Here is a 17025-nt window from a genome sequence, read left to right as displayed (position 1 = left end):
AACTAGTAAGATTGGACAACACAATCATGATAACAATCCCAGAAGATAGTTATGATGAAGAACTATTGAGAAGGTTAAACATTCAGCTTCTGGAAAGAATGAGGTTCTGATATGCCGCAGAATATATCGCTAAATAGTACCGCTCCCATTTCAGCTCCTGATTCCCGTCAGGAGCTTTCTGATATATCCGTATCAACTACTGCGAGTGCGTTATCTCGCGTTGATTCTCAGCGCAGTACGGTTGACTTGGAACTGCCACAAGAGGTTTCTGCGTCTGGTAGTTGTTTAGAAAGCGAGGAGACATCGCGCACTGAACAATCAGAGGTGAAAAACGAGAACGCAGACAAAAAGAAAAAAGTAAACAAAAAATCAAATAAATATAGCAATAGTAAAAAAGCGAAAGGGCATTTGGCCGCCATTGCCGGTGCGACCACGCTGGGGGCGGTTCTTGCGCCGTTTACCGGTGGTTTAAGTTTATTGCCAACCGCATTTATCGTGTTGTTTGGTAATGCCGCTGCCCTGGCGATGTACGGTGGTTCTGAGTTTGTTGTTGGTCAGCAAGGGCAAAAGGATCAGATTGAGGATAAAAAAGAACCGGAAGATAATAAGCCACCTCAGGATCTTGTACCTGTCCGGGACCCTCAATCTAATTCTCATCGTTTTCAATTTGGCTTTGATGATGTCGATGCCCCTCGTCGCAGACCCGATGACAATGGACCTGGCGAGAACGGGCCTGGTGCGCATGGAAATTATTCTTATACCTTTGCGCCAGTGTTGAATTTTAATATTGGTGATCTGCACTTTTCGCAATATAACACGCAGAATAACAATACACAGAACAATACACAGAACAATACACAGAACAATACACAGAACAATACTCAAAATAACTACAACGGCGAGAATAATGGCCGTCCATCAACGCTGATCGAGCGTACGATTGAGAGATTTGGTCAGATCCCCGTTAGCAATGTGCTTGAAATCGATCGTGAGACATTGATCAGGGAAATCCGTGAGCAAGCACCAATCATTGGTCCTGAGCCACAAGTTGAGGAAATGGTTGATGCGCTGGTTGCACATCACGAGAAAGTGGGTGAGGCGAAACTCATCAGAGTTGATTTCGAAGGCGGTCATAAAGCTTATATTGGCGGTATTCCTGAATCTGGCGATCTTGAAACTGTTAAACCGGTTAAAGCTGAAATCGTTGTAGAAAAAATCAATAAGCACTGGCCTGAAGTTAAACCCGCGCAACGTCTTATTACTACCAGTGGCAATGCAACAGTTGGTACGTATTCGGGGTATCACAGCGCGAAAGTTGTGCATCAAGGGCATACAATGGGGTATGCCAATGTTGAAAACGTAGCGAACCCTCCGCAGTTTGCTCAGGGTCTTTCAACTTCACAACGTGGCAAAAAAGAGATTGCCACTCAGACAGACGTTGAACATTCATCGGTATCGACCCAAACCACGGTTGAGCAAGGCACACAAACAGAGTCAGGCCTTGTTGAGGCCCAGTTCACCCAGGAACGTGTCGGTCATGCGGTGAAAATGCAGCAGGGCACAGCAGCACAGGATGCGGCACAGGGCACTGATCCAGAGCCAGAGTCAGGCTTTGTTGAGGCCCAGTTCACTCAAGAACGTGTCGGTCATGCGGTGAAAATGCAGCAGGGCACAGCAGCACAGGATGCGGCACAGGGCACTGATCCAGAGCCAGAGTCAGGCTTTGTTGAGGCCCAGTTCACTCAAGAACGTGTCGGTCATGCAGTGAAAATGCAGCAGGGCACAGCAACGCAGGATGCGGCACAGGGCACTGATCCAGAGCCAGAGTCAGGCTTTGTTGAGGCCCAGTTCACCCAGGAACGTGTCGGTCATGCGGTGAAAATGCAGCAGGGCACAGAGAAGGTTGATGCTGAGCAAGGGACCCAGACTGCATCCATGTACGCTGTGAAAGCAGAACTGGTGACAGAGCGTGTTAACGTTGAGCATGCGACAAGCAGCGACGTGAAAAAATGGCCAGAAGTGGCGGCGCCTCAACGCGTGATCACCACATCCGGTAATGCCAAGGTCGATGGTAACCCGGGGTATGTGAACGTACGTGTAGAACGTAATGGCCATACAACCGGCTATGCACGTAGTGAGCGTGTGGGCAGTCAGTCACAAGTGGCTGAAACCGTCAGTATGGTGCAAGGCAGCGGGGGCAAGGTTCAACACGACCAGTCAACACAGGGCAACCCGGGTGGGAAATCGATTGCGACGCAGACAGGCGTTGAACATTCATCGGTATCAACCCAAACCACGGCTGAGCAAGGCACACAAACAGAGTCAGGCTTTGTTGACGCCCAGATGACCACGGAACACGTTGGTTATGCGGCGAAAATGCAGCAGGGCACAGCAGCGCAGAATGCGGCACAGGGTACTGAGCCAGAGCCAGAGTCAGGCTTTGTTGAGGCCCAGATGACCACGGAACACGTTGGTCGTGCGGTGAAAATGCAGCAGGGCTCAGAGAAGGTTGATGCTGAGCAAGGGACCCAGACTGCATCCATGTACGCTGTGAAAGCGGAACTGGTGACAGAGCGTGTTAACGCTGAGCATGCGGCAAGCGGCGACGTGAAAAAATGGCCAGAGGTGGCGACAGCGCAGCGTGTGATCACCACATCTGGTAATGCCAAGGTCGATGGTAACCCGGGTTATGCGAACGTACGTGTAGAACGTAATGGCCATACAACCGGCTATGCACGTAGTGAGCGTGTGGGCAGTCAGTCACAAGTGGCTGAAACCGTCAGTATGGTGCAAGGCAGCGGGGGCAAGGTTCAACACGACCAGTCAACACAGGGCAACCCGGGTGGGAAATCGATTGCGACGCAGACAGGCGTTGAACATTCATCGGTATCAACCCAAACCACGGCTGAGCAAGGCACACAAACAGAGTCAGGCTTTGTTGAGGCCCAGGTGACCACAGAACACGTTGGTCATGCGGCGAAAATGCAGCAGGGCACAGCAACGCAGGATGCGGCACAGGGCACTGAGCCAGAGCCAGAGTCAGGCTTTGTTGAGGCCCAGGTGACCACGGAACACGTTGATCGTGCTGAGAAAGCACAGCAGGGGACAGCAACGCAGGATGCGACACAGGGTACTGAGCCAGAGTCAGACTTTGTTGAGGCCCAGATGACCACGGAACACGTTGGTCATGCTGAGAAAGCACAGCAGGGGACAAAGACAGTCAATGTTGAGCGCGAGCAAAACAACGGAGTAAGAAAGTGGCCTGAGGTTATTATTCCCCAGCGCGTGATCACCACAGGAGGTAATGCAAAGGTTGACGGTAATCCCGGCTATACAAATGAAAAAGTCGAGATTTCAGGTGCAACACGTGGTTATCAACGTGCGCAACGTTTGTCTAGCCAATCATCTGAGTTTGCTGGGATAGATGCGCTGACAGCCTCGGCGACGACTGAGCGTAAAAAAGTGGTGTCAGATATCACCAAATTGGTTGATATTGGTCGTCTGAAAACCACGACACTGAGCCAGTCTGACTCTGCGCCCCGTTATGTGTCGAAGCTTCATATCACTTTAAAAGGAAGTCAAAGCCATGACGCATCAAAAGCCAAGGGCATGAGTGATGGATGGCAATCTTGGTCTTCGACGCTGATCAAAGAAGGAGTCGGTGTTAACCATGCAACTAAGGTAACGGTGAGCAACGCTGTTGAAGGTCATAATGTGGCTGGCGCATCAGAAAACACTGAGGCTGCAAACTCAGCTAGCGTGCAAAGTAAAATTACAGGGAAGAAATGGACCGTTACAGTGCCTCAACCTGTACTCACAACACAAGGTGCGGCTAGTGCGAGAGGAAAAAACTTCACTCGGGGGCTACTTAACAATATGAAGGATCTCCAGGTAACTAAAAGCAACATTGAAAAGACATTACCGTCAGGTGATATCACTAAGGCAAAACCGGTGTCTATCATGCTAGTGGGTGAACGGGCGCTTTTTATGAAGCCCATTGATCTAAGTAATCTGAAGGTTGCTTCGTGATGGCATAACCTCATATAAAATGAAAAAAGACTAAATCAACATCGTTCAGATTTAGTCTTTTTTTTTCTTTTGAAGGGGGGGGGCAGGGATAGATAAAATCTGAAAAAATTTGAATGAAAGGGTGAATTCCTTGTATATCGAATTAGATGCATCGCAAAAAGCGATTCCTCGTGTGGGCTTCGTGCGGCCACGCCATTCTAATCTGATCAAGCGTTCTGAAATAGCAACTTATCAGGAGTCTAAAGCCCTGATTATGGCGTTAGAGGAGAAGGTAAAGGAATATCAGGCATTGCTTGAAGAGCAAGTGCTTGTGATGTTGGAAGAGAAAGAACAACTGCTAAATAACGCTATAGAGGAAGAGTATTTAAAACTGTCCGATGCTTGGCAAGAACAGCAAATTGAGTGGTTCAATATTGCTGAACAGGAACTTGCCCGTCATTTAAAAGAACAAGAAGAAGCTGTCTCGGATATTAAACGAGAGCTGAAGCATCAGATAGCCAGGGAAGTTCAGGTGCGTTTAATGAAACTCACACACAGTGAGAAGCTGATCTCGCATTTGATTGAGGTATTACACAGTGAAATGGATGATGTGTGTAAAGAGCTGCAAGTAGAGACGAAGCAACAGGAAGAAGGTGTAGTTCTGACTATTGAGAACGAGGATCGAATTATCTCTATTGATAGCAAAACAATCGTTGAAGAATTGAAGCGAGGATTAGACGCAATATGATAGCGAAGTTCCGTCTATCATCACTGAAATTACGTAAATCATCGCTGCTATTTAACCCCAGTAGTGTTCTGATTGCCTTTTTATTGCCGACAATCATCTTAGTAACACTACCTGGCGTGGTGATTGATTTCTTTTTGATGATAAGTTTTGTTAGTTCAGCATTGCTATTGGTCATCATGTTAGAAAACGATGAACCGTTAAAGGTGACGTTTTTGCCTACCATGGTACTGCTGTTGACCACATTTCGACTTTTGCTTTCGATTGCGACGACACGAAATATTATCGCAAACGAAGATGTGGGACAGGTTATTGAAACTGTGGGTCAGTTTGTTATGGGGGGGAACTTACTCTCAGGGCTGCTGATATTTATCATTATCACTATTGTACAGTTCCTGGTGGTAACCAAAGGGGGCGAGCGTGTGGCCGAAGTAGGTGCGCGTTTCTCTCTGGATGCGTTGCCAGGTAAACAGATGACCATCGATGGTGACTTAAAAAGTGGCTTGATCACAGGTGAACAGGCACAGAAATTACGTGCAGATCTGGGGACAGAGAACAAACTGTTTGGTTCGTTAGATGGCGCGATGAAGTTCGTAAAAGGCGACGCAATCGCGGGTATCTTAATCAGCTTAGTGAACCTTTTTGGCGGTATCTATGTTGGGATCAACCAGTTTGACCTGTCTCTGGCAGACAGTGTAAGTCGGTTCTCTGTATTGACAGTAGGTGACGGTCTGGTTTCACAAATTCCCAGTTTGTTGCTGTCTATGGCGTGTGGTGTATACCTGACGCGTATTAAAGGCACGGATGATGAGTCCACCTCGTTTATGGCGCAATTAATGACACAGATCCGGACATTCTGGAAAAGTCTGCTGGTGATCGGTGTGATTATTATTGTGTTGGGTGCTGCAAACCCTAATTTGCTGTACATTTGTATACCGCTGGCCTTACTTTGTGGTGGCTTGGCAATATGGCTTTGGAAAAAAGACGATAACCAAGTTGCTGTCAGCAGCTTTGAACCGAAAGGCCATGGTTTATTTGAATCACTGAAGTTTGTATTTCGTGATAGCCAATACCAGAGCTTGGTTCAACGCAATGTTGAGAACAAAGAAAAAGTATTATGGGGGCAGGCATTGGGATCACCTGCAGTGCTTGTTGATCCGACACTTGAAGATGATCTTAAGGTCTATGTTTCTGATATTGAAATGTACAGCTACAAACATGCAGAAGCAGGTAGCGTAGTAGAGATTCAGAACGATGAATTGTTCGTGGCTTCTGCGGATGTCGCCAGTAATTTGAATAACATCATCAGTTACTTTATTCATCACCGCTTTATTGAAAAGTACAACCTTCAGTACAGTAACAACATTGTTGCCGGCTTGGCACAGCAAAGTGAGATCATGAAAAGTGAAATCGACTCTGCGGTGGGGTTGAATCGCGTGCATGATGTGTTGAAACAAATGATCCGCTCTCCAGAATTTTATCTGGATCGCATCAGCTTCTTCGAAGCACTAATTTACTGGTCTCGTGTTGAAAGTGATCCGAGAAATTGGTTAACTCGCATTCGCAGCCAGGCTAGGTATGACATTACCGCGAATTTGTTAAACCATGAAGGCAAAGTCAATGTTGTCTTGTTAACCCCTGAGCTAACTGAAGAGATATCAGGGTTTGTTGCCGGTGAATTTGATGATGTTGATCGTTTGATCGCGGTACAAGCAGCGCTTCGTAATGAAATAAAAAGACAGCTTGTTCAGTATGGTGTTAAGCCTGTGGTTGTCGTGAATGAAAATGAACTCAATGTTGTGAAAGCCTTTTTCCAACAAGTCATGAGTACCTTGGTTGTTTGCAGCCATGCAGATATTGTTAACTCTAACTGTATTGAGAACTCGGAGACAATTAATATATAAGTAATGATTCTCGGAGGGCATGATGGAGGAATCTACAGAACCCAAGAAATACCCGCCCACAGAAAAGAAATTACGAGACTTAAAACAAAAAGGTCAATTTCCTAAAACAGAGTTGGCTGAGCCAACATTAGAGTTGGTCGTATTCACACTGATCATTATATTTGCGTTGTATTATTTGTTTGAGTACTCAAGCGAATGGTTTTCGGCAATACTGCAAGCAGATATTCAAGTTGGGTTAGACAGTGGCTATGACGTGCTATGGTGGTGTATTGGTGGTTTAGCTCTGTTAAAATTAGTGATGGCGGCATTCGAATGGGTAATGATCAATAAAGCGGTTGTCAGCACCGAAGCATTAGGGTTGAAAATGGATAAAATAAACCCAGTCAACGGTGCTAAGAATATATTTGGTATTGAGGCAATTTCCCGTTCACTCAGAAAAATACTAGAGCTTTTATTTTTATTGTTTTTGCTAAAGTATGTGGCGGATGTATTGGGGAGTAAGTTATATCAGTTACATGAAATTAACAATTACCCATATTTTATTTACCATTTAATGCTGTCAATTGTAGCTGCATCAGTATTTTATTTAATCTTTGGTGTATGTGTCGGCACGGTCGATTTTATGGCAGAAAAATATCATTTTATGCAGAAAAATCGCATGACATTCACCGAAATGAAAAACGAGTTGAAGGAAACCGAAGGATCACCAGAAATAAAGTATGAGCGAAAACGGCGGATGCGTGAGGTAATGGAAACACCAATAACGCAAGGTCGAAGGCCGAACTTTGCTTTAGCAAACCCAACGCATATCTTGGTGCCTATTTGTTATGATCCCAAGATTGAGCGTGTGCCAGTGGTATTAAAAATATGCACGGAGTCGCTTGCGTTGGAAGAGAGAAGCAGACTGGAAAAAATGGATATTCCGATCATCGAGAATGTTCCATTGGCGCGTGCTATCTATACAAAAATGAAGCAAGGTGAAGATTTTCTGCCACCAGAATTTTTCCGTGATGTCGCAATCATTATTTCTCGATTAAAAAGGCAAAATAATGTTTAAAAAATCACTACTTGTTAGCTCTTTTGCATTGGCATTGCTCTCTGGCTGTAGCAACCAAGTGAAAGACAATAACCTGATTTTAGATCAGGAGTGGCAGCCTGATATTTATAATATTGTTGTTTCTCATGTGGGTGATGTTGATAACGTGAGATTTTGGGTAAGACGCACCCCGTCGTATGAAGATGGTTATCCTCATGCATTGGCTTGTGTTGAGGTTGCTCAACCGTTAGAGCCAAACCGTTTTTATATTGCGAATCTTAATACCTACGGTTTAAATCAGGTTTACAACTGTGAAGAAGATTATTGGCGTTACAGCAACTTGGTCGATCCGTATGCTAGCCGCGAAGTGGATTTGAGTGCTTGGGATCCTAAAGCGGCGCAGCGTCGCTATGCGAGTTATCCCGTTAATATGAACACCAATATAGAGGGTGTTCAAGGCATGTTAACCGGTCATGGTCAACTGCGTTTGGTATTCAGTGATTTATTCCCAGTGAATGAATACCAACTGACCAATAAAGGTGTGCAAACTCTGTTTGAAGTGATCGATAACCTGAAGCATCTTCCGGTTGATGAGATGACCATTTATGGTGTTGCTGATTCTTCCGGTAATTATAAAAAGAACCAAGTGTTGGCGGATCGCCGAGCTCAGTCTGTGAGAACCTTCTTAGTTGAAGAAGGCTTGAATTATATGCCGATGAAACTGCGTGGAACCGTTGAAAATGGGCTTTCTACGCCACAACAACGTGTGTTGCAGCGTCGATTCGTCATCGAAGTGAGGTTCCGTACCGATGAAAAATAGGAAGTTTGCCTTATTGGTGAACGAATTTGCTCAAATGATTGGACAAAGCATGGTCTCTTTGGAAATGGATCAGGGGCTCATCTGTCATTATCAAGGGTGTGATCTCCGAATTGAAGATGGCCTGCGTATTGGATTACCCAATCAGCTTGTGGTGCTCGCGGTGGTAGGCCAAAAAGTGGCCAGTAAAACACAAGTGGAAATTAATGGATCGTTTGCCCTGAGTAAAGATGGCTACCTTGCCGAGATAAAAAAGCTGGGATGCTGTTTGGTGCGCCATATACCGATGCCGGAGCATCCAAGAACCTTACTGGAAGAGGTCAACAATAGCCTGACGCTTGCAGAGCAAATTCGACAAGAGATAGAAAGCAATGTGGCTCGTTGAATTTTTTAGCGGATGTATTAACGGCGTAACGCTACCGATTGAAAATAAACTGGTGTTGGTCGGGAGCACTGAAAGCTCGGATGAAAATCGAATCCCTTTACCGGAGTTTTTATCTGCGGATGAGCACGTTGAATTGGAAGAGCAAGGTGGAATTATTCTGGCGAAAGGATTGTCGAAAAAAACGCTGAAGCTGACAGAAAATAAACTCTATCGCTATAAAGGATTAACGTTGTGTGTGTATCGTCAAGGTAAGCGCAACCCGTCGCTAAAGCGTTTTCGACTGAAACAGTTCCAGCCTATTCTTGTGGTAAGCGTAGGCGTACACCTAGCGTTGGCGTTGGGGGGGTATGCGCTGAATGAAGAGAGACAAGCTCAGCTATTTGGCAAGTATATACAGGTGCTAGGCAGCGGTTATATCAAGCAAGGCCACTTATACACATTGCAAAAGCCTGATTTCAGCGAGTTACCTAACGCATGGGGGAAGCATATTCAAACCATTGAACCCAAAGGGAATTTACAGGCTAGCCAGTTTAATTTGGAGCTGATTTCAAACTACTCCGGCAAGCCGGTAAAGGGGGAAGTGGTCAGCTTGTCAGAACACGATCAGATCCGAGTAGAAACGTTTGAACTTGACAATTTGGTCATGGCTGCACTCGGGAAGCACGCGATCAGCTTTTATAAAGATGGCGATCACTGGTTTGTGTCTGATCCGACCCGCGCAAAGCAGGTACTGACAGACAGTGGATTAAACCAGATGATCTCGAAGTTGAAATCCCGTGCTGATGGCGCTGAATTGATCACGGATGCGGAGTTTCCTTATTCCATTTTTTACACCTCCCATTCAGGTAAATATCTCTACGATGATTCAGGCCGTTATTGGGAAGGTAGCCGTGTCCCGAAATTGGGTGTGATTCAGGAGATCAGTGAAGATAGGGTCGTTTTCTTTGATGGAAAGCAAACACGTGCGTACTTAATTCATGCTAAGTAGGAGAAATGACGATGCAAAATGTAACTGTAAATCAAATCGGCAGTGCGGGTGGTGCGAATCCCCTTGATCGCCAAGCTGTTGCACAACAATTGACAGAGCAACATCCCGTTATTCAAAAAGCTCAGCAACAAACCCCACCGCCTAAAGCCACAGGGGCTACTAAAGATCCTTTGGATTTGATTGATGATTTGTTAAGTAAATACCTGGATGGCCAGACCCAACGGGCTGAAGACCTGGCAGACAGTGTAAAGGTCCGCTCCAATGCCATTACTGAAGTCAGGCGTTTATGGGGATTGGTGATGCAGGACACCATGAGTAAAACCGATCCAAACAAAAATGATAAGAAGGCTGCATTTAGTGAGGCATCTAAAAAACATCTTGAAGAGATAGATAATATCATTAAAAACCAACTTAAGGATAAGCGCGGTATTTCGGCCATTACTGGTAAAGATCTTTCAACCACACAAAGCATGCAAGTTAGCTACACTGACCTGCAATCACTGGATGCCACGGTGACCGCATTTACCGATACGGTTCAGGTTGATATTGATACTGAGCAACAGCGTTTTAAAAACGTGATGACCGAAATCACCTCCGCCCAGGATGAAATCCGTGATGTGCGTCAGAACATTATTCGACTTTCACAGGCGGTGTAATCATGAAAATAGCGTTAGATGTTGTTATTGCCCACTGTAACCTAACGTTGGATGAACTGAATCAACTCAACAAAGGCAAGATGTTGAAGATTGATGACTTTGTTCAGTCAGAAGTTATGTTAAAAAGCGGTAATGAGCTTGTTGCAACGGGTAGGCTGATAAAGGTTGATGACCAGTATGCAGTAACCGTTGATTTTGTGAATGAGGTGAAGCAGTAAAGGGGTGTGCACCCCTTTTATTTTATAAATGTTTCAGTGTTTTTTATGGTTTTTCATCATTTAATCACAACTTCATGTTGCTGATAGGTGACAATTCTCCACCATGATAAAAGATGCTGAGTGATGCCATCTTCAGTCATATGAAAGGATAATTGTCCGGTATAACAATAATAAAACAAACAAAGTACAGAGTGATTAGGTAGACGATGTTAAGAAATTACTTACTTGGCAACCAAGTTATTTTTGACACCCTGAAACGGGAAGTGCTAACCACAGATAAAATCATCAGCCTGGGAGGTCGAGAAGCGGCGATTCTTAAACTTCTGTGTGAAAACGCCAATATGGTTATCACTAAAGAAGAAATTAATGACAAAGTCTGGGGTAAGGTTTTTGTCAGTGAAACATCATTAACGAAAGCGATTTCTAATTTAAGAAAGTCACTACAGTTAATTGATGGCGTGATGTGCGAGATAAAAACCATTCCTAAAGAAGGCTATATGCTGATCCTAGAGGGAGAAAACCTTGGCTTGATGGTGACTGATGACGAGCCACCGCTAGAAGTTAAGCGTATTGAATCGAAAGATCTGGCAATGATCAAACCCCCTTCAACAAATAACCGAATACTGCCATCAACTGTTGTTGGCCAGAACCAGCATCCATCGAACAGTGTCTTGATTAAGCCCAGTTGGTTTCTTATGACGATACTGTCAACAGTATTGCTCTCCTCTATCACCAGTAGCGCCATCGTGTTACTGCTTAAATAAAGTAGGATAAAAAAGCAAAGCAAACAGCTTTGCTTTTTTACATCATAACATGCGCTATTTTTAGCTAAACAACCTGAAGATGCTCGTATCCTGCATCTTCAGGTTGTTTGGCTATAGCCCCTCATTTACCTATCGTTCTCAATCTGGGTGAATTCTCTCCTTACTCTCGACTGACTCATGAAGTATCTGAGGTTCAAGGTACTTTTTAACCGTCTTTCGACCCCTTATTTCCCGTTATATGCATGCTAAATGTCGATAGACAAACCGTATTTCCAGTATATATCTGCTAAAAAAATTATCAATCAACATAATAACTTGTAAAGCACTGAAATTTATATAAATTTTTGTAATGTGAATAAATGTGAAAATGGATTCGTAACTTGTGCGGAAGGATGGTGTGAATAAAATTCCGCCATCCCAAATCGGGAGAAATTTTCTATCAAGTTTAAGAGGTGCTATATGAAAACGAGAATGATCTTATTAGCATGTCTATCCACACTCATAGGTAATCTATCTTTTGCTGAGGAAAGTAGTGATAGCCAAGATCTTACACCGAGCTTTGTAAACCACATTGTAGATACTGAGATACTCGATACAGAAAATGACAGTATTTTCTCGTTTGGTGTCAGTACACACAGAATAAAAGCGGGACGTGCAAACGGTTTGTATGTTTCAGGGTTGATCCCTATTGGTGATACAGACTTCGGTGTTTATGGCCGAGGAAACATCATATCAGACAAATATAAAACTGGGCATTTCTGGTCTTGGAATATGGCTGTGGGTGCCGGTTACTATTTAAATGATTCTGTCATCCCTCTGGCGACGGTAGGTAAATGTTTTTCAAATTACTCAACATGTTATTTCAATACACGCCATCCTACTGCAAATGATGATGATATTGATGCCATCTACTATGGTCTGGGTGCATATATAAAGGATCCCATTTTTAATGGGATGTTTGAAATATCTGGCGATTGGAGCCCATACAAAGGCTATAACGGGATGTCGCTATACATCGGTTATGGAGTGAAATTCTAGTATGAACGCGAAACCGATGTTATTGCTAATGGCCGTGTTTCCTTTAGCAAGCTATGCCACAATCTCTGATTTTGATTTGAATATTCAAGATAAAGACAGGGTTTATCATCTAGATAATAATCAGTTATACGTGGATTCTATAGAAGGATCATATAAGGTTGATAGCCAAAAGCATGCAATAAAATCAGAAGAGCATTTGTATGATGCGGCTAACTATTACTATATACCATCGGTGACCGTCTCTTCACAGATACAGCAGAAAATGGATAGACCAGGTCATCCTACTCCAAATACAGAGTTTTCGTTGGAGTTGTCTGCAAGGTTGAAAATGTGGAGCGACACTGTCGCTGATCAAAAAAATGCCGCTTACTATAATTTGCTATCAGCGAAAGAGGCATATAACCAACGCGTAAATGAAGTATACAGTACTGTTCACCAAAACCTGGTCAAAATTGAAGCCGCAAGAACGTTCTTAGAGCGTTCAAAACACTACAAAGCGAAAATGGATTTATTGCTTTCTCGAATGGATGTTTCCAGTAAGGCGGGTATTTTAAAAAAATCCGATCGTGTTTTTGCGGACGTGACACTGAAAAAATTTGATGAATCTGTTCTTAATATTCAATCTCAAGTTGAGCAGTATAAAAGTTTAATCAATAACTTAACACCAAACTCACTCTACAAAGATGGGTACGGTCTTTCTAACGCATACATTAAGGAGTACATCAAGTTAAGTGATGATCTTTTTGATTTTGATCGAGTGGTAAGCCGTAATTTTAAAATCAGATCAAAAAGAAATAGCTTGATGGCTGATAAATATAATATGGAGGCGACTAATGAAAACTTTAAAGTTGAAATAGTCACTCAGCATTATATTAAAGAAAATAAAAAATCCAGTATAAAAAATAAAGATAATGTGGCAACTGAAGGTTATACCTATGATAATGAAGGAAACTCTTATATAGGTGTTCAAGCTACATTTACTGGGATTAATTATGCGAATCACAAGAATAAAAAAAGTGAGTTAGAGAAATTCATTCAAAAATCCATTGAGTATGATGAGTTTCTTCACACAACAAGAGTTGAACTTAACACATTGAAAAAACAGTCAAAGTTGATTTATGAAAGAATGGCAAGTGTTGAGAATCAAATAAACTTGACGACAAATGTCATTAAAAATCAGCTGAATGAAATGTCAGTTGACGAATCAAGTGCAATGGATATTTTTAGAAATATATCATCACTTTTGGATTTGGAAATTAATAAGCTAACTATTCTTAATGAGTTGATCGATCTTTCAACTAAGATTAATGAATTTAATGCGAATATTCCAAATGAATACGTTGTTAAATAAAATTGATGACAAGTTAACATCATCTGATGGCTTACTTAACACATCATTGAGTAAACTAATAAAGGCATCTATCTTAGCGGCATTTTCGGTAATGATGTTTTATTTGGTCTTTTTGGCCAGGTTCGACATTGTATCAGAGGGAGAAGGTATTCTTGCTATTAATGATAGTAATGTGAATATCCTTTCTCCTTCTTCGGGGATCATTAAGTCTATTAATGTCACCCGTGGTGATTCGGTAAAAGTCGGTAGTACATTGCTATTGATCGAAAACATCGAAGATGGTCACAAAAAGGAATTGTTAACTTTCAATACTGATTTTTATAAAAATGAAGTAGAAAGGCTATCTAATGACCTTCAATTTTTGAAAAAAACAATAAAAGATGGAAAGCCTGCTGCTTTTAATGGTGATAAATCGGTTGCTGTATTGAAAGTGGAAAGTAAGTATGACACTTATGTTAATAAAAATAATGACTTTAATAAGAAAAGTGAAAACTTCAAACTGAAGAAAGAAAACTTAAATGATCAGGAGGAATTGCTAAAACGTAAGAGTGAGTTAATTTACAAGTCATTGGGAGAAACAGTCAGGTATTTAGATTCAAGACTGGAAGTAGAGAAAATAAAACTGCAAGTTTTGGAAAGCCAGTTACTATTGGATGAAGCAAAAAGCTTAGCGGATACGGCTTACAGTGACTTTACACAAACCACATTAGACTTAACAGAGCAGACTGAAGATGAGCTGTTAAAGTCTCAAGAGCAACTGGCAGCCAATATCTCTGAATACAACACGGTGACAGATAGGATTGATTCTACTGTGATTAACTCAACTGTAGATGGTTCTGTTCTGTCAATTAAAGATGGGTTGGCAAAAGGCGTTTTCATAGAACGCAATGCTGAAATACTGACGCTGAAACGTAACGACGATGGAATCTTTGTAGACGCAAAATTTGACTCCAAGTTTAGGCCGTACATTTCTACGGATAGCTTGGTGAAAATGAAAGTTGAAGCGCCCGGGATTAAGAATGTGTTCTATGGAAGAATTTCCGATGTCAGTGTCGATAGTTTCGCGTACGAAGAATATGCTAAAGAGGGAGGGCGATACTATAAAGCCAGAATAGCATTTGAGAAATCAGATGAAAATGTGAAAAAGTTAAAGGCATTTATTGGATTAAAAATGAAAGTCTATGCCATTAACGACGAAATGACATTTATTGAGTATGTTCTTTCAGTGTTCAATAAAGAATTGGATTTTTCTGTATGGTAGGTTTTATTGGTGCGCTCTCTTCATCTTTATGTATTTTAATTCTTGTTTTTATTACGTTGGTGGTTGGGTATATTGATTCTTTAATTCCCAGCTCAGTAATGCAAAAAATAGATGAAAACACATATAGATATCCAGTAAAAACATATTATGTTTCAACAGATATTATCGATGAAGTCGATCAAAAAATAATTGAGTTAAAAGAAAAAGAAAAATTTGAAACGGGCTATCTACAGGTTGGCTGTGAAGGAGGGTTCGATATCGATTTGAAATCAGCAGATAACATCATGGTTTTTAATACGATAAAAATGAATTCTCATCAATATAACATACCTGTAATTATGTATGACGGACCTACGGTATCTGAACATAGTTTAAATTACTGCTATATAGACTTCAAAAGAGAGTGACGATAGATGGATGAAGAAAGTGATGAAGTAATGGCCCCCATGGTGGATGCCTTAACAGGAGCAATGTCTGCGATATTGTTGGTCAGTATCTTTCTCATGATCAGTACAATATCTGTTGTTCCAGAGTCGGTAAAAGAATACGGGAAAATAGCCTTAACAAAGAACAGTAAACTTTTTGAAGATATTTTTGATAGGTCGCCACCGATACTCGACGTCAAGAACTTTAAAATATCATTTTATAAAATATATAAGTTTACAGATGATCAACTTATCATATTGAAAAATGAATTTTCAGATCCGCCATCTTCAATAGACGTTTACTCTAGTGATAAGAGTGAGGTTGTGACGTATAACCTACTAAGTTTTATGTCCCAAGTTGGACTGATTGAAGATTATGACAATATTACCATTAGCTTTCATGAAGCAAGAGAAAGTGGTTTAACAGAAATTGTTTGGAGTAGATGATGAAATACATTGGTTTCGCACTTTATGTGTTAATTTTTATATTGGTTGGTTTCTTTAAACCAGCACAAGATTTTTTCAACTCATCCTATGACCTGGCACCGGAAATCACTATTCTGGTTTCCATATTTTATACATATATTGTTATTTTGTGCTTGGGCTTGTCCTTGTTCCCTAATGCTGTTTCAAACAGGGCTATGATGTTTGAAAGCCATTTGAAAATGGCAAGCTCCGTGATGGTTTCATTGGGTCTCGTGGGGACATTCCTTGGTCTGGTAGACATGATTTCTGGTATCGCAGCTGCGCTATCGGGAGGGGATGCAGATTTCGCTGCACGTATGGAAGGGCTTCTAAGCGCGATTTCTACGTCTCTGGGCGCGATGTCATTCGCGTTTATGACCTCGATTCTGGGTGTAGGTATCTCTGCATATTCACTGGTTGCGGGTGTTTTCATTATCTCTGCCTTTAAAGAAGAAGACAAAAAGAAAGCGAAAAATACACAGCCAGAAAAAGACGGTCATATTGTTCAACCATCAGATATTCATAAACGTATTGAAGAATTAGAAAAGATCGTTTCATCAAATAGATTAAAAAATCTAGAAGATGAAGTATCTCCGGTTGTATTCCTGAATGATATCAAGTCTACATTCGATGAGCTCTCTGCACAGGTCAAAAACTCAAATTACTATCAAGCAGAGATTTTGAATGAACTGAAGACCTTGGTTGCACATTCAAAAGGTAACGAACAACTGCTTTCTAAAATGGCGAGCGATTTATCACAGTTAGAAAATCTCGCAACACGCAATCAAGTCAATGGCTTACAGGCTGAAATTTCAGTTATTAATCAGGGTGTTTCTGAAGTAGGCAGTAAATTGATAGCGGCAGAAAAAAAAGCAGAGCGAGTTATTGATAATCTGAAAAAAGTTTTCGGGTGATTTTTATTGAATTTTGAACTGCAACGTTAAGTTATTTAACCTTTAATATT

16 protein-coding genes are annotated in these 17025 nt (G+C 42.0%); all 16 read left to right on the top strand.

All coding sequences use genetic code 11. From position 1 onward, the window contains the following. Positions 1-111 precede the first annotated feature (111 nt). The 16 genes from AC6IB1_RS10970 (at position 112) to AC6IB1_RS10895 (ending at position 16975) form a co-directional block, all read left to right on the top strand. Positions 112-4029 (top strand): hypothetical protein, encoded by a 3918-nt coding sequence (locus tag AC6IB1_RS10970; protein ID WP_497569071.1) that lies wholly within the window; start codon positions 112-114, stop codon positions 4027-4029. Positions 4030-4150: 121 nt separating this feature from the next. Next, positions 4151-4756: a hypothetical protein gene (locus AC6IB1_RS10965; RefSeq protein WP_497569070.1), complete on the top strand. Its 606-nt coding sequence runs from the start codon at positions 4151-4153 to the stop codon at positions 4754-4756. Then, complete coding sequence (locus AC6IB1_RS10960; RefSeq protein WP_497569069.1) at positions 4753-6657, top strand: FHIPEP family type III secretion protein; 1905 nt, start codon at positions 4753-4755, stop codon at positions 6655-6657. The genes AC6IB1_RS10965 and AC6IB1_RS10960 overlap by 4 nt, the downstream gene beginning before the upstream one ends. A 22-nt stretch (positions 6658-6679) precedes the next feature. After that, positions 6680-7714: an EscU/YscU/HrcU family type III secretion system export apparatus switch protein gene (locus AC6IB1_RS10955; protein ID WP_497569130.1), complete on the top strand. Its 1035-nt coding sequence runs from the start codon at positions 6680-6682 to the stop codon at positions 7712-7714. Beyond that, complete coding sequence (locus tag AC6IB1_RS10950) at positions 7707-8513, top strand: OmpA family protein (protein WP_497569068.1); 807 nt, start codon at positions 7707-7709, stop codon at positions 8511-8513. Before AC6IB1_RS10955 ends, AC6IB1_RS10950 begins: the two co-directional genes overlap by 8 nt. Further along, positions 8503-8895, top strand: coding sequence for a hypothetical protein (locus AC6IB1_RS10945; RefSeq protein ID WP_497569067.1), 393 nt, complete (start codon positions 8503-8505; stop codon positions 8893-8895). Before AC6IB1_RS10950 ends, AC6IB1_RS10945 begins: the two co-directional genes overlap by 11 nt. Further along, positions 8882-9883, top strand: a complete 1002-nt coding sequence (locus tag AC6IB1_RS10940; protein WP_497569066.1) for a hypothetical protein — start codon at positions 8882-8884, stop codon at positions 9881-9883. The genes AC6IB1_RS10945 and AC6IB1_RS10940 overlap by 14 nt, the downstream gene beginning before the upstream one ends. Positions 9884-9894: 11 nt before the next feature. Further along, positions 9895-10539, top strand: a complete 645-nt coding sequence (locus tag AC6IB1_RS10935; protein ID WP_497569065.1) for a hypothetical protein — start codon at positions 9895-9897, stop codon at positions 10537-10539. A 2-nt stretch (positions 10540-10541) separates the two neighbouring features. After that, entirely contained in the window at positions 10542-10757 is a 216-nt protein-coding gene (locus AC6IB1_RS10930) for a FliM/FliN family flagellar motor switch protein (RefSeq protein WP_497569064.1), read from the top strand. Between the two features lie 206 nt (positions 10758-10963). After that, the gene (locus tag AC6IB1_RS10925; RefSeq protein WP_497569063.1) at positions 10964-11521 is read left to right on the top strand and encodes a winged helix-turn-helix domain-containing protein; all 558 of its coding nucleotides are present in this window, start codon (positions 10964-10966) and stop codon (positions 11519-11521) included. A 459-nt stretch (positions 11522-11980) separates the two neighbouring features. Continuing rightward, positions 11981-12559, top strand: coding sequence for a hypothetical protein (locus AC6IB1_RS10920; protein WP_497569062.1), 579 nt, complete (start codon positions 11981-11983; stop codon positions 12557-12559). A gap of 1 nt (position 12560) precedes the next feature. Beyond that, complete coding sequence (locus AC6IB1_RS10915) at positions 12561-13910, top strand: hypothetical protein (protein WP_497569061.1); 1350 nt, start codon at positions 12561-12563, stop codon at positions 13908-13910. After that, on the top strand, positions 13891-15171 hold the full coding sequence (locus AC6IB1_RS10910; RefSeq protein ID WP_497569060.1) for an HlyD family secretion protein: 1281 nt from the start codon (positions 13891-13893) through the stop codon (positions 15169-15171). Before AC6IB1_RS10915 ends, AC6IB1_RS10910 begins: the two co-directional genes overlap by 20 nt. Further along, entirely contained in the window at positions 15165-15578 is a 414-nt protein-coding gene (locus AC6IB1_RS10905) for a hypothetical protein (RefSeq protein WP_497569059.1), read from the top strand. The genes AC6IB1_RS10910 and AC6IB1_RS10905 overlap by 7 nt, the downstream gene beginning before the upstream one ends. Positions 15579-15584: 6 nt before the next feature. After that, a complete protein-coding gene (locus AC6IB1_RS10900) occupies positions 15585-16043 on the top strand; it encodes a hypothetical protein (protein WP_497569058.1) in 459 nt (152 codons plus the stop codon). Next, positions 16043-16975: a hypothetical protein gene (locus AC6IB1_RS10895; protein WP_497569057.1), complete on the top strand. Its 933-nt coding sequence runs from the start codon at positions 16043-16045 to the stop codon at positions 16973-16975. The genes AC6IB1_RS10900 and AC6IB1_RS10895 overlap by 1 nt, the downstream gene beginning before the upstream one ends. Positions 16976-17025 lie beyond the last annotated feature (50 nt).

This window comes from Grimontia sp. THUN1695 (assembly GCF_059704325.2).
This window is presented reverse-complemented; position numbering and strand designations above follow the sequence as displayed.